Annotated in this window: 20 protein-coding genes; 11 read left to right on the top strand and 9 right to left on the bottom strand. The window is 62.4% G+C overall.

The window, feature by feature from the left end:
• Nucleotides 1-4: 4 nt before the first annotated feature.
• Nucleotides 5-736: a paraquat-inducible protein A gene (locus AC3WOG_RS02635; RefSeq protein ID WP_492576532.1), complete on the bottom strand. Its 732-nt coding sequence runs from the start codon at nt 734-736 to the stop codon at nt 5-7.
• Between the two features lie 424 nt (nt 737-1,160).
• Between AC3WOG_RS02635 and AC3WOG_RS02640 the strand changes: the two genes are divergently transcribed.
• From AC3WOG_RS02640 to AC3WOG_RS02650, 3 genes are all read left to right on the top strand, one after another.
• Nucleotides 1,161-1,721 carry a cytochrome b gene (locus tag AC3WOG_RS02640; RefSeq protein WP_410833777.1) on the top strand — a complete coding sequence of 187 codons (561 nt, stop codon included), beginning with the start codon at nt 1,161-1,163 and terminating at the stop codon, nt 1,719-1,721.
• Between the two features lie 8 nt (nt 1,722-1,729).
• A complete protein-coding gene (locus tag AC3WOG_RS02645) occupies nt 1,730-2,293 on the top strand; it encodes a YceI family protein (protein WP_492576533.1) in 564 nt (187 codons plus the stop codon).
• Between the two features lie 68 nt (nt 2,294-2,361).
• Nucleotides 2,362-2,931: a YceI family protein gene (locus tag AC3WOG_RS02650; protein ID WP_492579693.1), complete on the top strand. Its 570-nt coding sequence runs from the start codon at nt 2,362-2,364 to the stop codon at nt 2,929-2,931.
• Between the two features lie 5 nt (nt 2,932-2,936).
• On the opposite strand, the gene AC3WOG_RS02655 is transcribed toward AC3WOG_RS02650, so the two are convergent.
• Nucleotides 2,937-3,242, bottom strand: coding sequence for a hypothetical protein (locus tag AC3WOG_RS02655; protein WP_492576534.1), 306 nt, complete (start codon nt 3,240-3,242; stop codon nt 2,937-2,939).
• Between AC3WOG_RS02655 and AC3WOG_RS02660 the strand changes: the two genes are divergently transcribed.
• Nucleotides 3,241-4,518: an MFS transporter gene (locus AC3WOG_RS02660; RefSeq protein WP_492576535.1), complete on the top strand. Its 1,278-nt coding sequence runs from the start codon at nt 3,241-3,243 to the stop codon at nt 4,516-4,518. The genes AC3WOG_RS02655 and AC3WOG_RS02660 overlap by 2 nt on opposite strands.
• 112 nt (nt 4,519-4,630) lie before the next feature.
• Here the strand turns inward: AC3WOG_RS02660 and secF are convergent, their stop codons facing one another.
• The 5 genes from secF to queA form a co-directional block, all read right to left on the bottom strand.
• The gene (gene secF, locus AC3WOG_RS02665; protein WP_492576536.1) at nt 4,631-5,581 is read right to left on the bottom strand and encodes a protein translocase subunit SecF; all 951 of its coding nucleotides are present in this window, start codon (nt 5,579-5,581) and stop codon (nt 4,631-4,633) included.
• An 18-nt stretch (nt 5,582-5,599) separates the two neighbouring features.
• Nucleotides 5,600-7,636, bottom strand: coding sequence for a protein translocase subunit SecD (gene secD / locus AC3WOG_RS02670; RefSeq protein WP_492576537.1), 2,037 nt, complete (start codon nt 7,634-7,636; stop codon nt 5,600-5,602).
• 117 nt (nt 7,637-7,753) lie between these two features.
• A complete protein-coding gene (gene yajC / locus AC3WOG_RS02675) occupies nt 7,754-8,083 on the bottom strand; it encodes a preprotein translocase subunit YajC (protein WP_094780780.1) in 330 nt (109 codons plus the stop codon).
• A 206-nt stretch (nt 8,084-8,289) separates the two neighbouring features.
• Nucleotides 8,290-9,507, bottom strand: a complete 1,218-nt coding sequence (tgt, locus tag AC3WOG_RS02680) for a tRNA guanosine(34) transglycosylase Tgt (RefSeq protein ID WP_492576538.1) — start codon at nt 9,505-9,507, stop codon at nt 8,290-8,292.
• A 287-nt stretch (nt 9,508-9,794) separates the two neighbouring features.
• A complete protein-coding gene (queA, locus tag AC3WOG_RS02685) occupies nt 9,795-10,844 on the bottom strand; it encodes a tRNA preQ1(34) S-adenosylmethionine ribosyltransferase-isomerase QueA (RefSeq protein ID WP_492576539.1) in 1,050 nt (349 codons plus the stop codon).
• 149 nt (nt 10,845-10,993) lie between these two features.
• Between queA and recG the strand changes: the two genes are divergently transcribed.
• A complete protein-coding gene (gene recG / locus AC3WOG_RS02690; protein ID WP_492576540.1) occupies nt 10,994-13,231 on the top strand; it encodes an ATP-dependent DNA helicase RecG in 2,238 nt (745 codons plus the stop codon).
• Nucleotides 13,232-13,675: 444 nt separating this feature from the next.
• Here recG and AC3WOG_RS02695 read toward each other — a convergent pair whose 3' ends face one another.
• Nucleotides 13,676-14,806 (bottom strand): IS110 family RNA-guided transposase, encoded by a 1,131-nt coding sequence (locus AC3WOG_RS02695; RefSeq protein WP_492576541.1) that lies wholly within the window; start codon nt 14,804-14,806, stop codon nt 13,676-13,678.
• 1,001 nt (nt 14,807-15,807) lie between these two features.
• On the opposite strand from AC3WOG_RS02695, the gene AC3WOG_RS02700 reads away from it, so the two are divergent.
• From AC3WOG_RS02700 to ubiA, 6 genes are all read left to right on the top strand, one after another.
• The gene (locus AC3WOG_RS02700; protein ID WP_492576542.1) at nt 15,808-16,767 is read left to right on the top strand and encodes a LysR substrate-binding domain-containing protein; all 960 of its coding nucleotides are present in this window, start codon (nt 15,808-15,810) and stop codon (nt 16,765-16,767) included.
• A 171-nt stretch (nt 16,768-16,938) separates the two neighbouring features.
• Nucleotides 16,939-17,079 carry a hypothetical protein gene (locus tag AC3WOG_RS02705; RefSeq protein WP_492576543.1) on the top strand — a complete coding sequence of 47 codons (141 nt, stop codon included), beginning with the start codon at nt 16,939-16,941 and terminating at the stop codon, nt 17,077-17,079.
• A gap of 71 nt (nt 17,080-17,150) precedes the next feature.
• Nucleotides 17,151-18,605, top strand: a complete 1,455-nt coding sequence (locus AC3WOG_RS02710; protein ID WP_492576544.1) for a catalase — start codon at nt 17,151-17,153, stop codon at nt 18,603-18,605.
• A 75-nt stretch (nt 18,606-18,680) separates the two neighbouring features.
• Nucleotides 18,681-18,845: a hypothetical protein gene (locus AC3WOG_RS02715; protein WP_492576545.1), complete on the top strand. Its 165-nt coding sequence runs from the start codon at nt 18,681-18,683 to the stop codon at nt 18,843-18,845.
• Nucleotides 18,846-19,011: 166 nt separating this feature from the next.
• Complete coding sequence (locus AC3WOG_RS02720) at nt 19,012-19,500, top strand: Dps family protein (protein WP_097391341.1); 489 nt, start codon at nt 19,012-19,014, stop codon at nt 19,498-19,500.
• A 197-nt stretch (nt 19,501-19,697) separates the two neighbouring features.
• Complete coding sequence (gene ubiA, locus AC3WOG_RS02725; protein ID WP_492576546.1) at nt 19,698-20,561, top strand: 4-hydroxybenzoate octaprenyltransferase; 864 nt, start codon at nt 19,698-19,700, stop codon at nt 20,559-20,561.
• 88 nt (nt 20,562-20,649) lie between these two features.
• Here the strand turns inward: ubiA and proC are convergent, their stop codons facing one another.
• On the bottom strand, nt 20,650-21,465 hold the full coding sequence (gene proC / locus AC3WOG_RS02730; protein WP_492576547.1) for a pyrroline-5-carboxylate reductase: 816 nt from the start codon (nt 21,463-21,465) through the stop codon (nt 20,650-20,652).
• Nucleotides 21,466-21,504: the final 39 nt, after the last annotated feature.

Here is a 21,504-nt window from a genome sequence, read left to right on the forward strand (position 1 = left end):
GCGCTCATCCCTGACGCGGCGCCGGTGGCACGCCGGGTTGGCTCGTGGAAGGCGCAGGCGGCTCTGTCACGATATCGACGGCGGCCGCCGCGCTATCGGCCTCGGTGCGCGGCAGCGGGCGCCGGTCGCGCTCGCCCATTTCGTCGGCGAGGTCCCACAGAATGCTCGGGTCGAAAGAGACGACCACCGCGAACATCAGCGTCAGCGCGCCGAAGGCGAACAGCGCCGCTTCGGGAATCACTCGTGCAAGACTCACCATCTTCACGATCGTGATCAGCACGCCGAGCATGAACACTTCGATCATCCCCCACGGCCGGACGAATTGAATGGCGCGCAGTACGCGGTTGAAGGCGGGCGGCACATAGCCGGCGCGCAGCGGGATCAACACATAGAGGAGCGCGAGCAGTTCGATCAGCGGAAACAGGATGGTCGAACAGAACACCATGATTGCCACGATCTGCATGTCCTCGTTCCATAACGCGACGAGCGCGCCGAACAGCGAGGTCTGCGAGGTGATGCCGTTGGTTTCCAGTTCGACGATCGGGAATCCCTGGGCGATCAGGAAGGTGAATAGCGCGGCGAGGGTCATCGCGGTGATGCTGTCGAGCTTGCGGGAGATGCCGCGATAGAGCGTCGCGCCGCAGCGCGGACAGCGCGCGACCATACGCCCGACAAGCGGTGGCTTGCGGAACAGCGTATCGCACTCGTGGCACGCGATCAGGTTGTCATGTTCCATACGGCACAAGGGCTAACGACGTGAGGGGAGGCGTGCAATGCCGATTTTCAAGGCGGGTCTGGCGAAAACGTGGAGCAAAACGTGGAGCAATAGTACCAAACGTGCTTGGCCGCTGCGCCGCCCGCGGCGCTCAACGCGGCTGTGAGCCATGCCGGGCCGGTATTTGAATTAATCTTACATAAAGAACATGCCTCTGACAGCGTCCGGCCCCAATTGTTCAATGCCGGCCTGCTGCATGCAGAATTGACGGGATGGGCGCTTTCCATGCAGCGGCAGCCAGCTTTTTCCGCTTGGGGTAGCATGGCGGCCTTGGCGTGTGCCGCAGCCCGCACTCCGCTTCGAGCTGCCCCGATGTGGGCCGCATCGGCAGCGGGGAATAGCAAGGCCGGCTGCGCCGTTAACCTCTCTCTAGCGTTGACCTGTCATGGCACACAATCCTTCTTTCGGTGGCCGGGAGTCGTACACGCGAACCGCCATCGCCTTTCACTGGCTGATCGCGTTGCTGATCGTGTGCGGTTTCGCGCTCGGTTGGGTGATGACGGACATCCCCGGCTTCACGCCGACCAAGCTGCGCTATTTTTCCTGGCACAAATGGATCGGCGTGACGGTGTTCGCGCTCGCCGTGCTGCGCATTCTGTGGCGCGCCATGTATGGGGCGCCGCCGATGCCGCGCCGCATGCCGGCCTGGCAGCGCGGCGCCGCGCATCTCACGCATCTGCTGCTGTACGTGCTGATGATCGCGATTCCCGTGTCGGGCTATCTGTATAGTTCCGCGGCCAACGTGCCGGTGGTGTACCTCGGGCTGATCCCGCTGCCGCGCCTGATCGCTCCGGACCCGCATCTCAAGGAACTGCTGAAGAACGTGCATATCGTGCTGAACTACACGCTTCTCGTGCTGGTCGCATTGCATGTGGCGGCGGCGCTCAAGCATCAATGGCTGGACCGCGACGGCCTGTTGTCGCGCATGCTCCCTTTCATCAAATAAGGATAACCATGAAAGTCTCGTTTTATCGCTGCATGCTCGCCGCGTTCGCGGCGGCATCGCTCACCGCAGCCGGCAGCGCGCTCGCACAGGTCGACGTCGCGAAGAGCACGGTGACGGCAACCTCCAAACAGATGAACGTGCCGGTGGAAGGCAAGTTCGGTAAATTCACCGCGCAAGTGAAGTTCGATCCGGCCAAACCGGCCGAGGACAGCGCGCAGCTCGGCATCGATGTCGCCAGCTACGATCTCGGCGACGAAAGCTACAACGAACAGGTGCGCGGCAAGGACTGGTTCGACGCGAAGACATATCCGAACGCGACCTTCGTGTCGAGCGCGATTGCGCCGGCCGGCGGCAATCAGTTCAAGGTGACCGGCAAGCTCACCATCAAGGGCAAATCGCAGACGGTGGTGGTGCCGGTCACGGTCACCCAGCAGGGCGCGACGCAGACCTTCGACGGCGCACTGCCGATCAAGCGTTCGCAGTTCGATATCGGTACCGGTGAATGGAAAGACACATCGGTGGTCGCCGATGAAGTGGTGATCAAGTTTCATATCGTTGCAGCACACAAGTGACGTTGGCTGCGCTGTTCGGGCGCAGCAGCTTTTCTTTCAGAACAAAGGAGCATGAATTGAAAACATCCCTGTTGATCGCCGTAGGCGCACTGGCTTCTTCTTTCACGCTCGGCGCGTTCGCCGCCGATACCTATCAGCTCGATCCGACCCACACCTTTCCGAGCTTCGAAGCGGATCACTTGGGCGGCCTCTCGGTGTGGCGCGGCAAGTTCGTCAAAAGTTCGGGCACAGTGACGCTCGACCGTGCGGCAAAAACCGGCACAGTGGACGTGAGCGTCGACCCGGCTTCGATCGAAACCGGCAATCCCAAGCTCGACGAGCATCTGAAGACGCCCGAGTTCTTCGACGTCGCCAAGTTTCCTTCGGCGACCTACAAGGGCTCTGAAATCAAGTTCGACGGCGACAAGCCGGTCGAGGTGGTCGGCAACTTCACGATACACGGCGTAACCAGGCCGCTGAATCTGAAGGTCGAGTCGTTCAAGTGCATGCAGCACCCGGTGCTCAAGCGCGAAGTGTGCGGCGTGGAAGCGAGCGGGCATTTCAGCCGCGCGGATTACGGCATGGATTTCGGCAGCAAGTATGGCTTCAGCATGGACACCAAGCTGCATATTCAGGCTGAAGGCATCAAGCAGCAGTGAGCGCTTTAGCGAGCCTTTGCAGGCTCGCGTGTTCGCGCGTGTTCGCGCGTGTTCGCGATGACGTGGCGCGGCCGTTGCGCCGCAACAAAAAACCGCTTCGTTCGCTTTTGCGACGAAGCGGTTTTTTGTTGGCCTGCTTGCAACGCGGCAAGCCTTGCGCGGCGGCCGCCGGGCATTTGCCGCTCGCGTCGTTTTAATTTTTCAGGTACATAGAGCGCTGACACCGCCTTGGTTGTGCGTGCATCCAGTGCGGCAGGATCGGGCCTGAGGGCCTGCATCAATAATATTTCGCGCGCATCGGAGATCTGCATGAATGCAACGACAGCAGCAAGCGTGGCGGGGAGCCGGCAAAATTCGTGGCGCGCGGTGGTCGCCGCGTCGATCGGCAACGCGCTCGAATGGTTCGATCTGGTGGTGTACGGTTTTTTCGCGGTCGTCATCGCGAAGCTGTTTTTCCCGGCCGGCAACGACACGGTCTCGCTGCTGCTCACGCTCGGCACCTTCGGCGTGTCGTTCTTCATGCGCCCGCTCGGCGCGGTCGTAATCGGCGCCTATGCGGACCGAGCCGGCCGCAAGGCGGCGCTCACGTTGTCGATCCTGCTGATGATGGCGGGCACGTTGATCATCGCGATTCTGCCGACCTATCAAAGCATCGGCATTGCCGCGCCCGTGATTCTGGTGATGGCGCGTCTGATGCAAGGCTTTTCGGCGGGCGGCGAGTTCGGCAGCGCGACGGCGTTTCTTGCGGAACACGTGCCGGGACGGCGCGGCTTTTTCGCGAGCTGGCAGGTGGCGAGCCAGGGGCTCACGACGCTGCTGGCCGCGGGCTTCGGCGTACTGCTGACCGGCAAGCTGTCGCCGGAGCAGATGGCCTCGTGGGGCTGGCGCGTGCCGTTCTTCTTCGGTCTCCTGATCGGGCCGGTGGCCTGGTACATCCGCACCAGGCTCGACGAGACACCGGAGTTCCTCGCGGCGGAAACGACCACGACGCCGTTGCGCGATACCTTCACGAGCCAGAAGCTGCGCCTCGTGATTGCAATCGGCGTGGTGGTGCTCGGGACGGTGTCGACGTATCTGGTGCTGTTCATGCCGACCTATGGCGTGAAGCAGTTGGGACTCGCGCCGTCGGTCGCGTTCGCGGCGATTGCGTTGACCGGCGTGATCCAGATGGTGTTCTCGCCGCTCGTCGGCCACCTGTCGGACCGGCATGGACGCACCACGATCATGCTGAGCTCGGCGCTACTGCTTCTCGTGCTGATCAATCCGGCTTTCGTCTATCTGGTCGCGCATCCGACTTTCGGCACGCTGATCGCGCTGCAGATCGTCTTCGGCTTTCTGATGACGGGTTATTTCGCCGCGTTGCCGGGTTTGCTCTCCGAGATGTTCCCGGTGCAGACACGCACGACCGGCATGTCGCTCGCCTATAACATCGCGGTGACGATCTTCGGCGGCTTCGGGCCGTTCATCATTGCTTGGCTGATCAGCTTCACGGGTTCGAAGGCCGCGCCGAGCTACTACATGATTTTCGCCGCGGCAGTGAGTCTGGTGGCGTTGATGGCGGCGCGGCGCAAGCTTGGGTTCAGATAAGACCGTTCAAAAGGTCTTTGCACGACGAGTCATCGTAGGGCGATGGCAGCGGTAAACGTAAAAGGCCGGTTCGAGAGAACCGGCCTTTTTCATTGCGAGGTCGACAGCAAGATCAAACTTGCGCGCCTGCGTTCGGATCGTTCGGATCGGTGCGGTCCTTCTTGTCCTTCAGCAGATCTTCGCGCTTCACGCCCAACCACATGGCCAGCGCCGCCGCGACGAACACCGACGAGTAAATACCGAACAGAATACCGACCGTCAGCGCCAGAGCGAAGTAGTGCAGCGTCGGGCCGCCGAACAGGAACATCGACAGCACCATCATCTGCGTACAGCCGTGGGTGATGATGGTGCGCGACATCGTGCTGGTGATCGCGTGGTTGATCACTTCGATCACGGTCATCTTGCGTTCGCGGCGGAAGGTCTCGCGAATCCGGTCGAAGATAACCACCGATTCGTTCACCGAGTAGCCGAGCACCGCGAGCACCGCAGCCAGCACCGACAGCGAGAACTCCCATTGGAAGAACGCGAAGAAGCCGAGAATGATGATCACGTCGTGCAAGTTCGCGATCACGCCGGCCACCGCGTACTTCCATTCGAAGCGGAACGACAGGTAGATCACGATGCCGACCACCACGCAGGCGAGCGCCAGCAGGCCGTCGGTAGCGAGTTCCTTGCCGACCTGCGGGCCGACGAACTCGACGCGTTGCAACTGCACCTGCGGATCTTCTGCCTTGAGCGCGCCCATCACCTGGTCGCTCTGCTGCGCCGAGGTGAAGCCTTGCTTGAGCGGCAGACGGATCAGCACGTCGCGCGAGGTGCCGAAGTTCTGCACTTGCGCGTCGGCATAGCCGAGCTTGTTGAGCGTGCCGCGCACCGGTTCGAGCGGTGCGGCGCCCGGATACCGCACTTCGATGACCGTGCCGCCGGTGAATTCCACCGACAGATGCAGCCCGCGATGCAGCAGGAAAAACACAGCGGCGATGAACGTCAGGAGCGAGATTGCGTTGAAGATCAACGCACGCTGCATGAACGGAATGTCTTTGCGAAAGCGGAAAAATTCCATGGTCTTGTTCTCCGGGACTCAGCGGGATGAACCCGGTTTCTGCGGCGTGTTAGGCGTATTGCGACGGCGCACCGTCGGCTTGCCGGCACGCGCTTGTGCCGCCGCCGGTGCCTTCGGTTTGACGGTGGCCGCGGCGATAGCTTGCGCGGTATCGGTGGCCGCGTCGTCGCTGCCGAGATAGGCCGCCGCGCCATCGACGCCTTGCGGCCTCCACACCTGGCCGATGGCCAGCGACTTGAGCTTCTTCTTGCCGCCGTACCAGAAGTTGACCACGCCGCGCGAGAAGAACACGGCAGAGAACATCGACGTCAGAATGCCGATACAGTGGACTATCGCGAAGCCGCGCACCGGGCCGGAGCCGAACGTGAGCAGCGCGAGACCGGCGATCAGCGTGGTGACGTTCGAGTCGAGAATGGTCGCCCATGCGTGCGCGTAGCCGTTCTGGATCGCCAGTTGCGGCGGCGCGCCGTGGCGCAGTTCTTCACGTACCCGTTCGTTGATCAGCACGTTCGCGTCGATCGCCATACCGAGCGCGAGTGCGATTGCGGCAATACCCGGCAAGGTGAGCGTGGCTTGCAGCATCGACAGCACGGCGATCAGCAGCAGCAGGTTCACCGAGAGGCCGATCATCGAGATCACGCCGAACAGCATGTAGTACGCGATCATGAACACGGCGATCGCCGCAAAGCCCCACACCACCGAGTGGAAGCCCTTGTTGATGTTGTCCGCGCCGAGGCTCGGGCCGATCGTGCGTTCTTCGATGATGTCCATCGGCGCTGCGAGCGAACCGGCGCGCAGCAGCAGCGCGAGGTCGGCGGCGCCTTGCGGGGTGGCCTGGCCGGTGATCTGGAAGCGATCGCCCAGTTCAGACTGGATGGTCGCCACCGTCAACACTTCGCCCTTGCCCTTTTCGAACAGCACCATTGCCATCGGCTTGCCGATGTTGTCGCGCGACACGCTGCGCACCGCGCGGCCACCGGCCGAGTCCAGACGGATGTTGACCGACGGACGCTGATGCTCGTCGAAGCCCGCCGACGCGTCGATAATCCGGTCGCCGGTGAAGATGATCTGCTTGCGCAGCAGCACCGGCGTCTGGTTGCCTTGCGTGAACAATTCGTCGCCCGGCGGCACCGGATCGGACGGGTTCGGATGCGTGTTGACCGGGTCGGCGAGACGCGCTTCGAGCGTTGCCGTGCGGCCGATGATGTCCTTCGCCTTCGCCGTGTCCTGCACGCCCGGCAGTTCGACGACGATGCGGTCCGAACCTTGCTGCTGGATCACCGGCTCGGCCACGCCGAGTTCGTTCACGCGGTTATGCAGCGTGGTGATGTTCTGCTTGAGCGCGGCGTCCTGCACGGTTTTCTGCACCGCCGGCGTGAACGTGCCGACGAGTTGCACACCGCCGTCCGTCCCCGTTTGCGACGCCCACTGGAGTTCGCCGATGCTGCGGCTCAATTGTTTGAGCGCGGCGTCCGCCGTGGCCTGATCGGCGAAGTTGATCACCACCGTCTGGTTGACGCGGTTCACGCCGCCGTCGCGGATGTTGTTGTCGCGCAGCAGCGTGCGCGCGTCCGAGGCGTCGGAGTCGAGCTTTTTGTTGAGCGCGCCGGCCATGTCGACCTGCAGCAGGAAGTGCACGCCGCCGCGCAAATCGAGACCGAGGTACATCGGCAGCGCGTGCAGGGCGGTCAGCCAGTGCGGCGACGCGCTTTGCAGGTTCAGCGCGACGACGAACTGCGGATCGGTCGGATCGCTGTTCAGCGACTTCTGCAACAGGTCCTTCACGCGCAACTGCGTGTCGGTGTCCAGGAGACGCACGCGAATGTTCGCGTTGGCCGACGCGTTGTCGAACGTGATGTCTTCAGGCTTGATCTGACTGGCAGCGAGCGCCGCTTCGACTGCGGACAGCGTGGTCGAGTCAAGCTTGACCGTTGCCTTGCCGCTCGACACCTGCACCGCCGGCGCTTCGCCGAACAGATTGGGCAGCGTGTACACGAGGCCGATGACCAGAGCCACCAGCATCACGGCGTATTTCCAGAGGGGGTAACGATTCATGAGTGGTCCAACGGGAAGGTTGGCTTGAAAGCGATGCGTCCGGCGATGAGCGCGGGCGGTGTGCGGTGTTCTGCGTGAACCGCCGGCGAGGCCGCGCCGGACGCGAGAGAGCCGGCCTTACAGCGACTTGATCGTGCCTTTCGGGAGAATCGTCGTCACCGACGCTTTTTGCACGGTGATTTCCGTGCCTTCCGAGATTTCGATGCCGACGTAAGCTTCGCCCACCTTGGTCACCTTACCGACGATACCGCCGTTCGTCACCACTTCGTCGCCCTTGGCCATCGCGGCGAGCATATTGCGATGTTCCTTCTGGCGCTTCATTTGCGGACGAATCATGATGAAGTACAGCACGCCGAACATCAGGATCAGCGGCAGGAAGCTCATCAGGTTCGATTCAATGCCACCAGTTGCTGTGCCTTGGGCGAAGGCATTGGAAATGAACGACACGTTGGTCTCTCCGTTATAAATCAAAACGATCAAAAAAATCAGCCGGTTATTCTACCACCGGCTAACCAGGGCTCGGCGCGGCGAATCGGCTTTCCGATCAAGCTGTTAAAGTCTTTTTTGCTGTGCGCGAAAGTTAATTGTAAGGTTTTCCGTGTGATGCCGACGGATTCTTCGGTTGAATCCGTCGCTGACCGCCTGCATGGCGCCTAGTCGATGCCGCGCGCGCGGTTCTCGTGAAAGCGCTTGCGGAAGGGCTCGAACAGTTTCGCGTCGATCGCGTCGCGCATTTCCTGCATCAGTTCGAGGTAGTAGTGCAGGTTGTGGATCGTGTTCAACTGCGCGCCGAGAATTTCGCCTACACGATGCAGATGGTGTAGATAGCCGCGGGTGAAATTTCGGCAGGTGTAGCAGCCGCATTGCTCGTCGAGCGGGCGCAGCGAATTCTTGTGCGTGGCGTTGCGGATCTTGATGTCGCCAAAACGCGTGAACAGCCAGCCGTTGCGCGCATTGCGGGTCGGCATCACGCAGTCGAACATGTCGACGCCTGCGGCCACGCCCGCCACCAGGTCTTCCGGCGTGCCGACGCCCATCAGGTAATGGGGTTTGTCGGCCGGCAACTTCGGGCCGATGTGGTTCAGCACGCGCATCATGTCTTCTTTCGGCTCACCGACCGACAGCCCGCCGATCGCGAGGCCGTGGAAATCCATCTCGGCGAGGCCCGCGAGCGACTCGTCGCGCAGGTCTTCGAACATGCCGCCCTGGACGATGCCGAACAGCGCGTTCGGGTTGCCGAGGCGACTAAATTCGTCGATGGAGCGCTTGGCCCAGCGCGTCGACATGCGCATCGAGTCGGCGGCTTCCTGGTGCGAAGTCGGCACGTTATTGGTCGCGTACGGCGTGCATTCGTCGAACTGCATGACGATGTCCGAGTTCAGCACCTTCTGGATCTGCATCGACACTTCGGGCGATAGAAAGAGCTTGTCGCCATTGATCGGCGACGCGAACGTGACGCCATCTTCGGTGATTTTGCGCAGATCGCCGAGCGAAAATACCTGAAAACCGCCCGAGTCCGTCAAGATTGGCTTCTTCCAGCCCATGAAGCCGTGCAGGCCGCCGTGCGCCTCGATCGTCTCCAGCCCCGGGCGCAGCCACAGGTGGAAGGTGTTGCCGAGGATGATCCGCGCGTGCATTTCATCCAGCTCGCGCGGCTGGACCGCCTTCACCGTGCCGTATGTGCCGACCGGCATGAAGATCGGCGTTTCGACCACGCCGTGATTCAGCGTGACGCGGCCTCGCCGCGCCTGGCCGTCGGTGCCGAGCAGTTCGAATTTGAGGCCGTTTTCAGGGCGCTCGGTGGTGCTCTCGCCTTGGCTCGCGCAGGTATTGCAGGTACCGCTTGTATCGTGGGTATGACCGTCGGTCATGGGGGACTCCTGTGCCACCGGAAGACAGCTTTGCATGGGACCGGAGTATGCGCTGAAGCGCCAACTCCGGATCGACAAGTCCGGCGCAAATAATGAACGCCGCCGGGTAAGTCACGGCGGCTGGGTAAAGAAAACTCAAGATGCAGCACGGAACTGCCGCTGCACGCAGGTGCAAGAGGGCGGCAACGGCTGCCGTTACATCAACGCGGCAAAGAGCGGCAGACTACCGTGTGCGCTACCGGCGCGCAACGCTATCGCAGGCATATCGCCGTGCGACACGGAACGCCTCAGGCGTCGCGGCGCGTGAGCAGCATCGCGTCGCCGTAGCTGAAGAAGCGGTAACGCTGTTCGATCGCATGCCGGTACGCCTCGCGAATCGTCTCGACGCCCGCGAATGCCGACACCAGCATCAGCAGCGTCGACTTCGGCAAATGGAAATTGGTTACCAGCCGGTCCACCACGCGGAACTTATAGCCCGGCGTGATGAAGATGTCGGTTTCGGTGCTGGCCGCGCCGAGCGGCCGGCCAGCGGCTTCGGCGTCGCGCGCGGCGGCTTCGAGCGCGCGCATCGACGTCGTGCCGACCGCGATCACGCGGTTGCCGCGCGCGCGGGTCGCCGCGATTTTATCGACGAGGCCTTGCGGCAAGTGATACCACTCGCTATGCATCTTGTGCTCGGCGAGGTTCTCCACCCGCACCGGCTGGAAGGTGCCCGCGCCGACGTGCAGCGTCAGCGTCGCGCGCTCGACGCCTCTCGCGTCTAACCGGGCGAGCAGCACGTCGTCGAAGTGCAGGCCGGCGGTGGGGGCGGCGACCGCGCCGGGATTCTGCGCGAACACGGTCTGATAGCGGGTTTCGTCGGTCGCGTCGGGATCGTGCTCGATGTACGGCGGCAGTGGCAAGCGGCCGTATTGCTCGATCAGCGTCAGACAGTCGTCCGGGAAACGCAGTGTGTAGAACGGCTCGACGCGCTCGCCGACCGTCACGTCGAACGCGTCTGCAAGACGGATCGTGGTGCCCGGCTGCGGGCTCTTGCTCGCGCGGATCTGCGCGAGCACGGTGCGTTCGCCGGTGAGACGCTCTACCAGCACTTCGATCTTGCCGCCACTGGCCTTCTGGCCGAGGAAGCGCGCCTTCAGGACTTTGGTATCGTTAAAGACGAGCAGGTCGCCTGGCGCGATGCACTCGGGCAGCTCGGCGAAGCGGCGGTCGATCAGGCGGGCCGGGCTCACCGCCTGGTCCACTTCGAGCAGACGGCTGGCGCTGCGCTCGGGCAGCGCAACTTGCGCGATCAACTCGGGTGGCAGATCGAAATCGAAATCGGAAAGCGTAAACATGCGGACGACTGGAAGCGAATTGAGACTGAATTGAGCCGAAGCCGGGCGGCGAGCGGCTATGATTGCGGGACGCCTCAGCGGCCCGCGAGCCCGCGCGCTGTATGGCGGCGACACCTTTGACAGCCGATATTGTACTTGCGAAGCAACCCATGCCTTTGTCCGATCGCCGATTCCCCCCTGCCGCCGATGAAGTGAGCGCCGAGCCGAAGCGCCGCGTCGCGCGAGGCGAGGCTACGGCGGCGAACGGGTCCGACGTCAGCGCGACTGCGGCGCCGGACAGGAAAAAAGCTGCGCCCGCAGCGGCCAAATCCGTTGCCAAACCGGCGGCCAAAACCGTCGACAAGCTCGCCAAACTCGGCCTCACGCGCGACATCGACCTGGTCCTGCATCTGCCGATGCGCTACGAAGACGAGACCTCGCTGACGCCGATCGGCCACCTGCTGCCGGGCGGCATTGCGCAAACGGAAGGCGTGGTGTTCGACAACGAGATTGCCTATCGTCCGCGTCGCCAGTTGCTGGTGAAACTGCGCGATGACGCCGGCGACGAACTCGTGCTGCGCTTTCTGAATTTCTACGGCTCGCAGGTCAAGCAGATGGCGATCGGCGCGCGGCTGCGTGTACGCGGCGACGTGCGCGGCGGTTTCTTCGGCATGGAGATGGTGCATCCGGCGGTGCGCGTCGTCGACGAAGACACGCCGCTGCCGCAGGCGCTGACGCCGGTGTATCCGAGCACCGCGGGCGTGACGCAAGCGTATCTGCGCAAATCGATCGACAACGCTTTGTCGCGCACGTCGTTGCCGGAACTGCTGCCTGAGCCGATCGCCCGTGAGTATTTGCAGCCGCTCGGCGTGCCGGAACTGATGGACGCGGTGCGCACGCTGCATCATCCGGGCGTGCAGTCCGACGAAACCGCATTGATCGACGGCACGCATCCCGCGTGGGTGCGCATCAAGTTCGAGGAATTGCTGGCGCAGCAGATGTCGTTGAAGCGCGCGCATGAGGAGCGCCGTACGCGTGCGGCGCCGGCCATGCCGCGCCGGAAGGAAGGCGATGCGTCGGCGCTGGTCGCGCGCTTGTTGAAGGCGTTGCCGTTTTCGCTGACGGCGGCGCAGGAGCGCGTCGGCGGCGAGATCGCGCTCGATCTGACGCAGCCTCATCCGATGCAGCGGCTGTTGCAGGGGGACGTCGGCAGCGGCAAGACGATCGTTGCCGCGCTGGCCGCTGCGCAAGCGATCGACGCCGGCTTCCAGGCCGCGCTGATGGCGCCGACTGAAATTCTGGCTGAACAGCACGCGCGCAAGCTGCGCGGGTGGCTGGAGCCGCAGGGCGTGAGCGTCGCGTGGCTGGCCGGCAGTTTGAAGACCAAAGAAAAGCGCGCCGCGATCGAAGCCGCGGCGCTCGGCACGGCTCAGCTCGTGATCGGCACGCACGCGATCATTCAGGACGCGGTCGAGTTTGCACGGCTGGGGCTCGTGATCGTCGACGAACAGCATCGCTTTGGCGTGGCGCAGCGGCTCGCCTTGCGCGCGAAGGCGCAGAACGCCGCCGACGGCGCGCAGGATTTCCAGCCGCATCAGCTGATGATGTCCGCGACGCCGATTCCGCGCACGCTCGCGATGACCTATTACGCCGACCTCGACGTGTCGACCATCGACGAATTGCCGCCCGGGCGCACGCCGATTCTGACCAGGCTGGTATCCGACGCGCGGCGCGAAGAGGTGATTGGCCGCGTGCGCGAGGCGGCGTTGACGGGCCGGCAGGTGTACTGGGTGTGTCCGTTGATTGAGGAAAGCGAGACCTTGCAGTTGCAGACGGCGGTGGAGACGTACGAGACGCTGGTGGCCGCGTTGCCAGAGTTGAATGTCGGGCTGGTGCATGGCCGGCTTGCGCCTGCCGAGAAGGCTGCGGTGATGGATGCGTTCACGCGCAACGAGGTGCAATTGCTGGTGGCGACGACGGTGATCGAAGTCGGTGTCGATGTGCCGAATGCGTCGTTGATGGTGATCGAGCACGCCGAGCGGTTTGGGTTGGCGCAATTGCATCAGTTGCGGGGACGGGTGGGGCGCGGCAGCGCGGCTTCGGTTTGTGTTCTGCTTTATACGGGACCATTGTCGATGACCGCGCGGGCGCGGTTGCAGACGATGCGGGAGACGACTGACGGGTTCGAGATCGCCAGGCGCGATTTGGAGATCCGGGGCCCCGGAGAGTTTCTGGGCGCCCGGCAGTCGGGCGCGGCGATGCTGAGATTTGCTGATCTTCAGAATGATCAGTGGCTGATTGAGCCCGCTAGAGGGGCTGCCGCGGCCTTGCTGGAGATGTACCCGGAGGTGGTGGTGCAGCACCTGGCCCGGTGGCTTGGGGCTCGGGAGCAATATTTAAAAGCTTGATGTTTTTGCCTGCTCGGCGCTTTGGTTGTGGGCCTACGGCGTTGCCTTTCCTTGATTTGTTAGTGGTTTATTAGCGTCGCCCCTGTGCGGGGCAGGCACTTACTTTCTTTGCCGCCGCAAAGAAAGTAAGCAAAGAAAGCGGCTTCACACCGCTGATATGACTCCCGGTGTCAATCGGGATCGGTTTTTCGGTTTCTCAAATTCATATTTACCTGAATTTCCTGAGGGCGACGTAGCAGTACATCTCGACGGTGGATCACGCTGATATCCGCGGGTTGGGTACCGCATTACAGAGGTCCGCCCAATGAGCCTGCCGCAATCTAAAGCCGCAAGTCGGATGCAATCCGTTGCGTAGCGGTGTCGCGGGTTACTCGTGTGCCGGGCTACGCCGCCTTCAGGAAACTCCTCCAGTGTCAGGTTGGGGCAACGGGGCTGGATGTTGCATCATGCCAGGCGCACCTCGTGCGGCACGGCCAGCGACATCGCCAGCTGACTGATGTCCCAGATGAAGCCAGCCAGTTCGCGGGCAACCGCGATCACCGCGATGTTCTTCTGCTTGCCGCGCGCGACCAGCTTGCGATAGCGTCGGCACAGGCGCACCTGTGCGTCCCAGGCGCGATCAACGATCGGCTTGGGGATGCCTTCGTGGCGGCGCTGGATGTCGGGACTGACACGGGCCGTATGCCGGTAGCTCCAGGCAGCTTCGACGAGCAGCTTTCTCGCGTAGCTGTTGCCGTTCTTCGTGATACTGCCCTGACGGCGCTTCTCGCCTGACGAGTGTTCCGAGGGCGTCACGCCCAGCCAGGCCATCAACTGGCGCGGGTGTGCAAAACGCGACAGCTCACCCAGCTCCGCGAGCATGCCCACGGCCGTGGTGAACTGCACGCCGCGCATGGTCTGCAGGGCCAGCACGGCCGGATAGAAGCGCCAGTTGACGACGGCCTCGCGCAGCGCGGCTTCGAGGCGCTCGCATTGCGCGAGGCGGTCCTCGATCGCGCGCCGATGTTCCTCGAACGCCAGCTGCTGCCATGCACTGTCGAATGCATACGCGCCCAGCCAGCGCCGGTGCGCCGCTCCCCAGTCGGCGCGGCCTGTATAGCGCACCCCATGCGAGAGCAGAAAGGCTTTCAGCCGTTGCCGCGCACGCTTCAGATCGTCTTTGGCACTGACCCACGCACGTGAGAGATCGCGGAACGCTTCATCCTCCACGGTGGGCACGTACACGGCTGACAGGTCGCCAGCGCGCAGTGAGCGCACGAGCTTCACGGCATCACGTCGATCGGTCTTCACACGTTCACCGGGCTTTCTGGGAATCAGTGAAGGTGCGCACACCATGCAGTCGAACCCTTTCTGGATGAGTTGCCGGTAAAGCCCATAGCCGCACGGGCCCGCCTCGTAGACGACGCGGATGCGGCGCGCCTTTGACTGCAGGCGCTTGCACAGGCGATCGATATCGGCCTGCCTCGTACCGGTCTTGCCGAGCAGTTCAACCTCACCCGCATCGAGTGCATAGGCAACCGTGATCGAATCCTTGTGAACGTCGCAACCGACGTACAGCGTGCTATCGTGTTCCATGCTGGCCTCCGTGCCGGAATTCGCCGGGTGCGGCCCGTCCGCACCGTGCGGCTCTGGTAGCAATGCTAACCCGCGTTTGATTCCTCACGGCAGGCCAGCCCTTGCCTCACGGGAGTCATACTGTCTAACGCTTAAGCGGGTCCCCTGGCTTGGAGGAGGTAGTGGAGCATCTGGAATCAGTGTTCTCGCACACTCCACCCTGGTGACAAGGCCGTCATTCTTCCGGCGGCGCTGCGCGCGCCGTAGCGGTACCTCTCAAAACCGTCGGGTGTTTCCGGCGCCAGCTGTCGTTCAAGCGTAACGGCTTGCCCTTGCTGCGCTAGCGTAACTCGTGGCTGCGTTCCTTTGCCTCGCTCGCTTAACTCGCGCCTGCGTTTCGTCTGGCGAAGTGGCCCGCACTTCCACCATTCAGCGCCTCGCCGAGGCGCAGCCGATGGCCCCCACCGAACCAAAGCGAAGCCACTGGTTTGCCTGGCAGACCCTTCCGGCGAGCACGCAGTGCGAGGCGGGAAGGATGATGCCGGAGGCGCGTACGCCCTATCGGTTTTGAGAAGTACCGCCACGGCGCGCGCAGCGCCGCCGGAAGAATGACGGCCTTGTCACCAGTGCGGAGTGTGCGAGAGCACTGATTCCAGATGCTCCACTACCTCCTCCAAGCCAGGGGACCCGCTTAAAAATTAGCGGTTTGAGCCGCTTTCTTTTGCCTACTTTTCTTTGCGGCAGGCAAAGAAAAGTAGGTGCTGCCCCGCACAGGGGCGACGCTAATAAACCAATAAGAAAAGAAAAAGCCACCGCCGCAGGCGTACAACCAGTACAACCAAATGCCGCCGCCAAGGGAAAACAAAACAAGGAAAGGCCAACGCCGCAGGCGCCCAGACAAAAGCGCCGCGAAGGCAAAAAAAACCAACCAGCCGCGTAGGCAAAAAAACCAAAAAGTTGGCGAACCGACCCTATAGGTGTATAACTAGAACCTATCGAATTATCGCCTTGATTGGTCCCCAATGACGCTCACTGAATTGAAATACATCGTCGCGGTAGCGCGCGAACGGCACTTCGGCCGGGCCGCCGAAGCGTGTTTCGTCAGCCAGCCGACGCTGTCGGTGGCAATCAAAAAGCTCGAAGACGAACTCAACGTGCAAATCTTCGAGCGCGGCACCAGCGAAGTCAGCGTCACGCCGATCGGCGAGCAAATCGTCACGCAAGCGCAACGCGTTCTCGAACAAACGCTCGCCATTAAAGAGATCGCCAAACAAGGCAAAGACCCGCTAGTCGGGCCGCTGCGCCTCGGTGTCATCTATACGATCGGGCCGTACCTGCTGCCCACACTCGTCAAACAGATGATCAAGCGTGTCCCGCAAATGCCGCTGATGCTGCAGGAAAACTACACGCTCAAGCTGATCGAACTGCTCAAACAAGGCGAAATCGACGTCGCCATCATGGCGCTGCCGTTCCCGGAAACGGGCCTGATGCTGCGCCCGCTCTACGACGAACCGTTCGTCGTCGCGCTGCCGTCCGGCCATGCGTGGGAAAACCGCCCGAAAATCGATGCGGACGACCTGAAGCAGGAAACCATGCTTCTGCTCGGTAGCGGACACTGCTTCCGCGATCATGTGCTAGGCGTCTGCCCCGAACTGATGCGCTTCTCGCAGAACGCGGACGGCATCCAGAAAACCTTCGAAGGTTCGTCGCTGGAAACGATCCGTCATATGGTCGCGAGCGGCGTCGGTATCACCGTGCTGCCGCGCATGTCGGTGCATGAAGTCAAACCGCACGCAGGCGGCATCGATTCGGGCCTGCTCAGCTACGTCGCCTTCGACGAGCCCGTGCCGGATCGCCGGGTCGTGCTCGCCTGGCGCAAAAGCTTCACGCGCATGCCCGCCATCGAGGCGATCTGCGACGCCATCAACGCCTGCGATCTGCCTGGCGTGAAAAAACTCGATCTGCCCGTCGCCGTCAACTAATTTGGTGCCCACGCCGGCTCGCCGTCCTCCGCGGTGGGCCGCAGCGCGCATGAAACGGCGATAGCGGTTGTGCCTATCGAATAGATAAGATTAATCAAACACGCTAATTCGATAGCGTTGTTATAGTTTCCTCCATGGATCGCCCGATCCGCACAAGACCCGGAGGAAATCATGACGCAATCGAACCCACAGCAAGTCCAAGCCATCGCCGCTCAATCTGCTCGCCCCGTCACCGGCTCGTTCGCCGCGTCGATGCTCGGCATGCGCACGGTCGCCATGTCCTTGCTGGTCGATCGGGCTTTGTCCGCCTAAGTCATTAGCGCTAGCGCGCTGCGCCTCTCCCCGTATTTTCCTTTCCGATAAAAGCAACCCAGGAGTTCCGCATGTCCGAACGTAAGCTCACCAATGCAGCCGGCGCACCGGTCGCCGACAACCAGAACTCGATGACCGCAGGCGTGCGCGGTCCGGTCGTCCTGCAAGACGTCTGGCTGCTCGAAAAGCTCGCCCATTTCGACCGCGAAGTGATTCCCGAACGCCGTGTTCACGCAAAAGGCTCGGGCGCATTCGGCACGCTGAAAGTCACGCACGACATCTCGCGCTATACGAAGGCCAAAGTGTTTGCGGAAGTCGGCAAGGAAACGCCGCTCTTCATGCGTTTTTCGACCGTGGCGGGCGAACGCGGCGCCGCCGATGCAGAGCGCGACGTGCGCGGTTTCTCGATCAAGTTCTACACGGAAGAAGGCAACTGGGACGTGGTCGGCAACAACACGCCGGTGTTCTTCATCCGCGATCCGCTCAAGTTTCCGGACTTCATTCACACGCAAAAGCGCGATCCGTATACCAACATGCGCAGCAATGTCGCGGCGTGGGATTTCTGGTCGCGTCATCCGGAGTCGCTGCATCAGGTGACGATTCTGATGAGCGATCGCGGCATTCCGAAGAACTACCGGCAGATGCACGGCTTCGGTTCGCACACGTACTCGTTCATCAACGCGAACAACGAGCGCTTCTGGGTGAAGTTCCACTTCAAGTCGATGCAAGGCATCGAGAACTACACCGACGCGGAAGCGGCGCAGGTCGTCGCGCAGGATCGCGAAAGCGCGCAGCGTGATCTGGTCACGAACATCGATGACGGTCACTTCCCGAAATGGCGTTTCGCGATTCAGGTGATGCCCGAAGCGGACGCGGCGAGCTATCGCTACAACCCGTTCGACATCACGAAAGTGTGGTCGCAGAAGGACTATCCGTTGATCGACGTCGGCACCATCGAGTTGAATCGCAACGCGGCGAACTATTTCGCGGACGTCGAACAGGCAGCGTTCACGCCGGCGAACGTGGTTCCTGGTATCGGCTTCTCGCCGGACCGTCTGTTGCAGGGGCGTTTGTTCTCATACGGCGACACGCAGCGCTACCGTCTCGGCATCAATCACCATCAGATTCCGGTGAACACGTCGCGCGTGCCGAATCCGCATTCATTCCATCGCGACGGCGCGATGCGCACGGACGGCAACCTCGGCGGCAACGTGAATTACGAGCCGAATCGTTTCGGCGACTTCGTACAGGACAGCAACGCGTCGGAGCCGCCGCTCGCGGCGGGTGCGGTCGACCGTTACGACCATCGCGCGGATGAGGATTACTACAGCCAGCCGGGCTTGCTGTTCCAGTTGTTCGATACGGCGCAACGCAAACGGCTGTTCGGCAACATCGCACGGCATATCAACGGCGTGCCGGAGGACATCGTCGCGCGTCAGATCGAGCATTTCCGCCGCGCCGATCCGGCGTATGCGGAAGGCGTGGTCGCGGCGATCGCCGCGCTTGCTGAAGGCAACAAGAAGTAAGCAGTTGAAGTGATGCAGCAAGGCAGGGCGCATCGGCGCCCTGCCGGTTTTGATACGAATCGAGGGAGCACGATCATGATCCAGATGATGATGTCCACCATTGGCGGCTCAGTGGCCGCACGTCGCGCACGGCAACAGCAGCAAGCATTGATGCTGCGCCGCGCAGTGGGTTTCGCGATCGTCACGAGCGGACTGGCGGTGATCGTCGCGCAAGCGCTGCAACACGCGCTCGGCGGCTGATAGACATGCAGCGTGCACGCTTCGCCAGTGACCGTGCGTCACACAAGTGGCGCTCGTTTCTACGATAAACTGTCGAGCGTTTTAATGTTTCCGGCTTGCTCATCTGCAAATCGTCAATCAGCCGAAATCAGCCGACCGGTTCGTATCACTCTTTGAAGGAGTCGTCATGGCCAAGAAAGAAGCCGTCCAGCACGTCAACATCGGGATCAGCGACAAGGATCGCAAGAAGATCGCAGAAGGTCTGTCGCGCCTGCTCGCCGACACCTACACGCTGTACCTGAAGACCCATAACTTTCACTGGAACGTGACGGGTCCGATGTTCAACACGCTGCACCTGATGTTCGAAACGCAGTACAACGAGTTGTCGCTCGCGGTCGATTCGATCGCTGAACGTATCCGCGCGCTAGGCGTGCATGCGCCGGGCAGCTACAAGGAATTCGCCAAGCTGTCGTCGATTCCGGAAGCGGACGGCGTGCCGGCTGCGGAAGATATGATCCGCCAACTGGTGGAAGGTCAGGAAGCCGTGGTGCGTACCGCCCGCGCAATCTTCCCGTCGACGGAAGCCGCTAACGACGAGCCGACGGCCGACCTGCTCACGCAGCGCATGCAAACGCATGAAAAGACCGCGTGGATGCTGCGCTCGATGCTGGCTTAAGCGTCCTCGGCGTTTCGCCTGGATTCAGCGCGGCGCATCGGCGTTCGCGTTGAACCGAAACAAAAGCCTCCTTTCGCGGGAGGCTTTTGTTTTTTGCAGCGCGGGATCGGGCGGCGAGCCTGGCATGGCCGCCCGGACGTTGCCCGTCGCCCGCATCCCGTAAAATAGCGGCACCTCTGCACTTCCCCGAATCCGCCATGTTCGCCCGACTTCCTCTGTATCTGCGCCTCGTGCGCATGGACAAGCCGATCGGCAGCCTGCTGCTGCTGTGGCCCACGCTCAACGCGCTGTGGATCGCATCCGACGGCCATCCTTCGTGGCCGCTGCTGGTGATCTTCACGGTGGGCACGGTGCTGATGCGCTCGGCGGGCTGCGCGATCAACGATTACGCGGATCGCGATTTCGATCGTTATGTAAAGCGCACCGAAAACCGTCCGATCACGTCGGGCAAGATCAAGGCGTGGGAAGCGGTGGCGCTGGCGGCCGGCTTGTCGCTGCTGGCGTTTCTGCTGATTCTGCCGCTCAACACGCTGACAAAAGAGTTGTCAGTGGCGGCGCTGTTCGTCGCCGGCTCGTATCCGTTCACCAAGCGCTTCTTCGCGATTCCGCAGGCTTACCTCGGTATCGCGTTCGGCTTCGGCATTCCGATGGCGTTTGCGGCGATTCAGGATCATGTGCCGATGCTCGCGTGGGTGATGCTGCTGGCCAACGTGTTCTGGTCGGTTGCGTACGACACCGAATACGCCATGGTCGATCGTGACGACGACATCAAGATCGGCATCCGCACCTCGGCGCTGACTTTCGGCCGCTTCGACGTGGCCGCGATCATGCTCTGTTATGCCGTGACGTTGGGGATTTACGTCGGCATCGGCGTGATGCTGGGTTTTGGCGTGCTGTACTGGCTGGGATGGGCTGCGGCGGCGGGCTGCGCGATCTATCACTACACGCTGATCCGCAACCGCGAACGGATGCCGTGCTTCGCGGCGTTCCGCCATAACAACTGGCTCGGCGGCGCGTTGTTTGCCGGCATTGCCGCGCATTACGCGGCGGCTTCGTTCTGATTTTTCCGCGCTTCTTTATTCGGGCCGCCGACGCCGCGACGGATCAACCCACCGCGCGGCGTTCTCGTCCGGCCCACTTCCCGATTGCTTACTGCTTGCCGAACTCGTCGCCCATTTCCTTGGCGCGCGCGTCGGCGGCGAGCACGCCGCGCACGATCGCATCCTTGATTCCGCTGGCGTCGAACGACGTCAGCGCTGCGGCGGTGGTGCCGCCCCTAGACGTCACACGCTCGCGCAACAGGCTGGGCGGCTCGTCGGAGTTCGCCGCCAGTTGAGCCGCGCCGGTGAAGGTCGCGACCGCCAGCGCGCGGCCTTGCGCTTCGTCCATGCCGAGTTGGCGCGCGGCTTCCTGCAACGCTTCGATGAAATAGAACACGTAGGCGGGGCCGCTGCCCGAGATCGCGGTGACGGCGTCGATCTTCGCTTCGTCGTCGAACCAGACCGTTTCGCCGACTGCGCCGAGCACCTGCGACGCGAGCGCGCGGCCCGCTTCATCGACGCTGGCGGTCGCCGCGAGGCCCGCGACACCCATGCCGATCAGCGCCGGCGTATTCGGCATCACACGCACGATCCGGGTGTGGCCGTTCAGCCAGCGCGACATGTCATCCATGCGAATGCCCGCGACGATGCTGATCGCCAGTTGCGCTGCGTTCAGATGCGGCGCGAGCCCTTGCGCGACGCTCTTCAGAATCTGCGGCTTCACCGCCAGCACGACGGCGTCGTACGACGCGAGCGCGGCGTCCGCGGCGGCAGCCGTACGGATGCCGAATTGCTCTCCATTGCGCTTGCGCGCGTCTTCGTTGGGATCGATCGCGTAGAGGTCAGCGGGCGCGACACCGCGCTTGATGAGGCCGCCGATCAACGCGGCAGCCATGTTGCCACCGCCGATAAAAGCAATTTTCATGATGTTCCGAAAGATGTTCCGAAAGATGTTCCGTTAGGG

It is taken from the genome of Paraburkholderia sp. FW306-02-B (assembly GCF_058782725.1).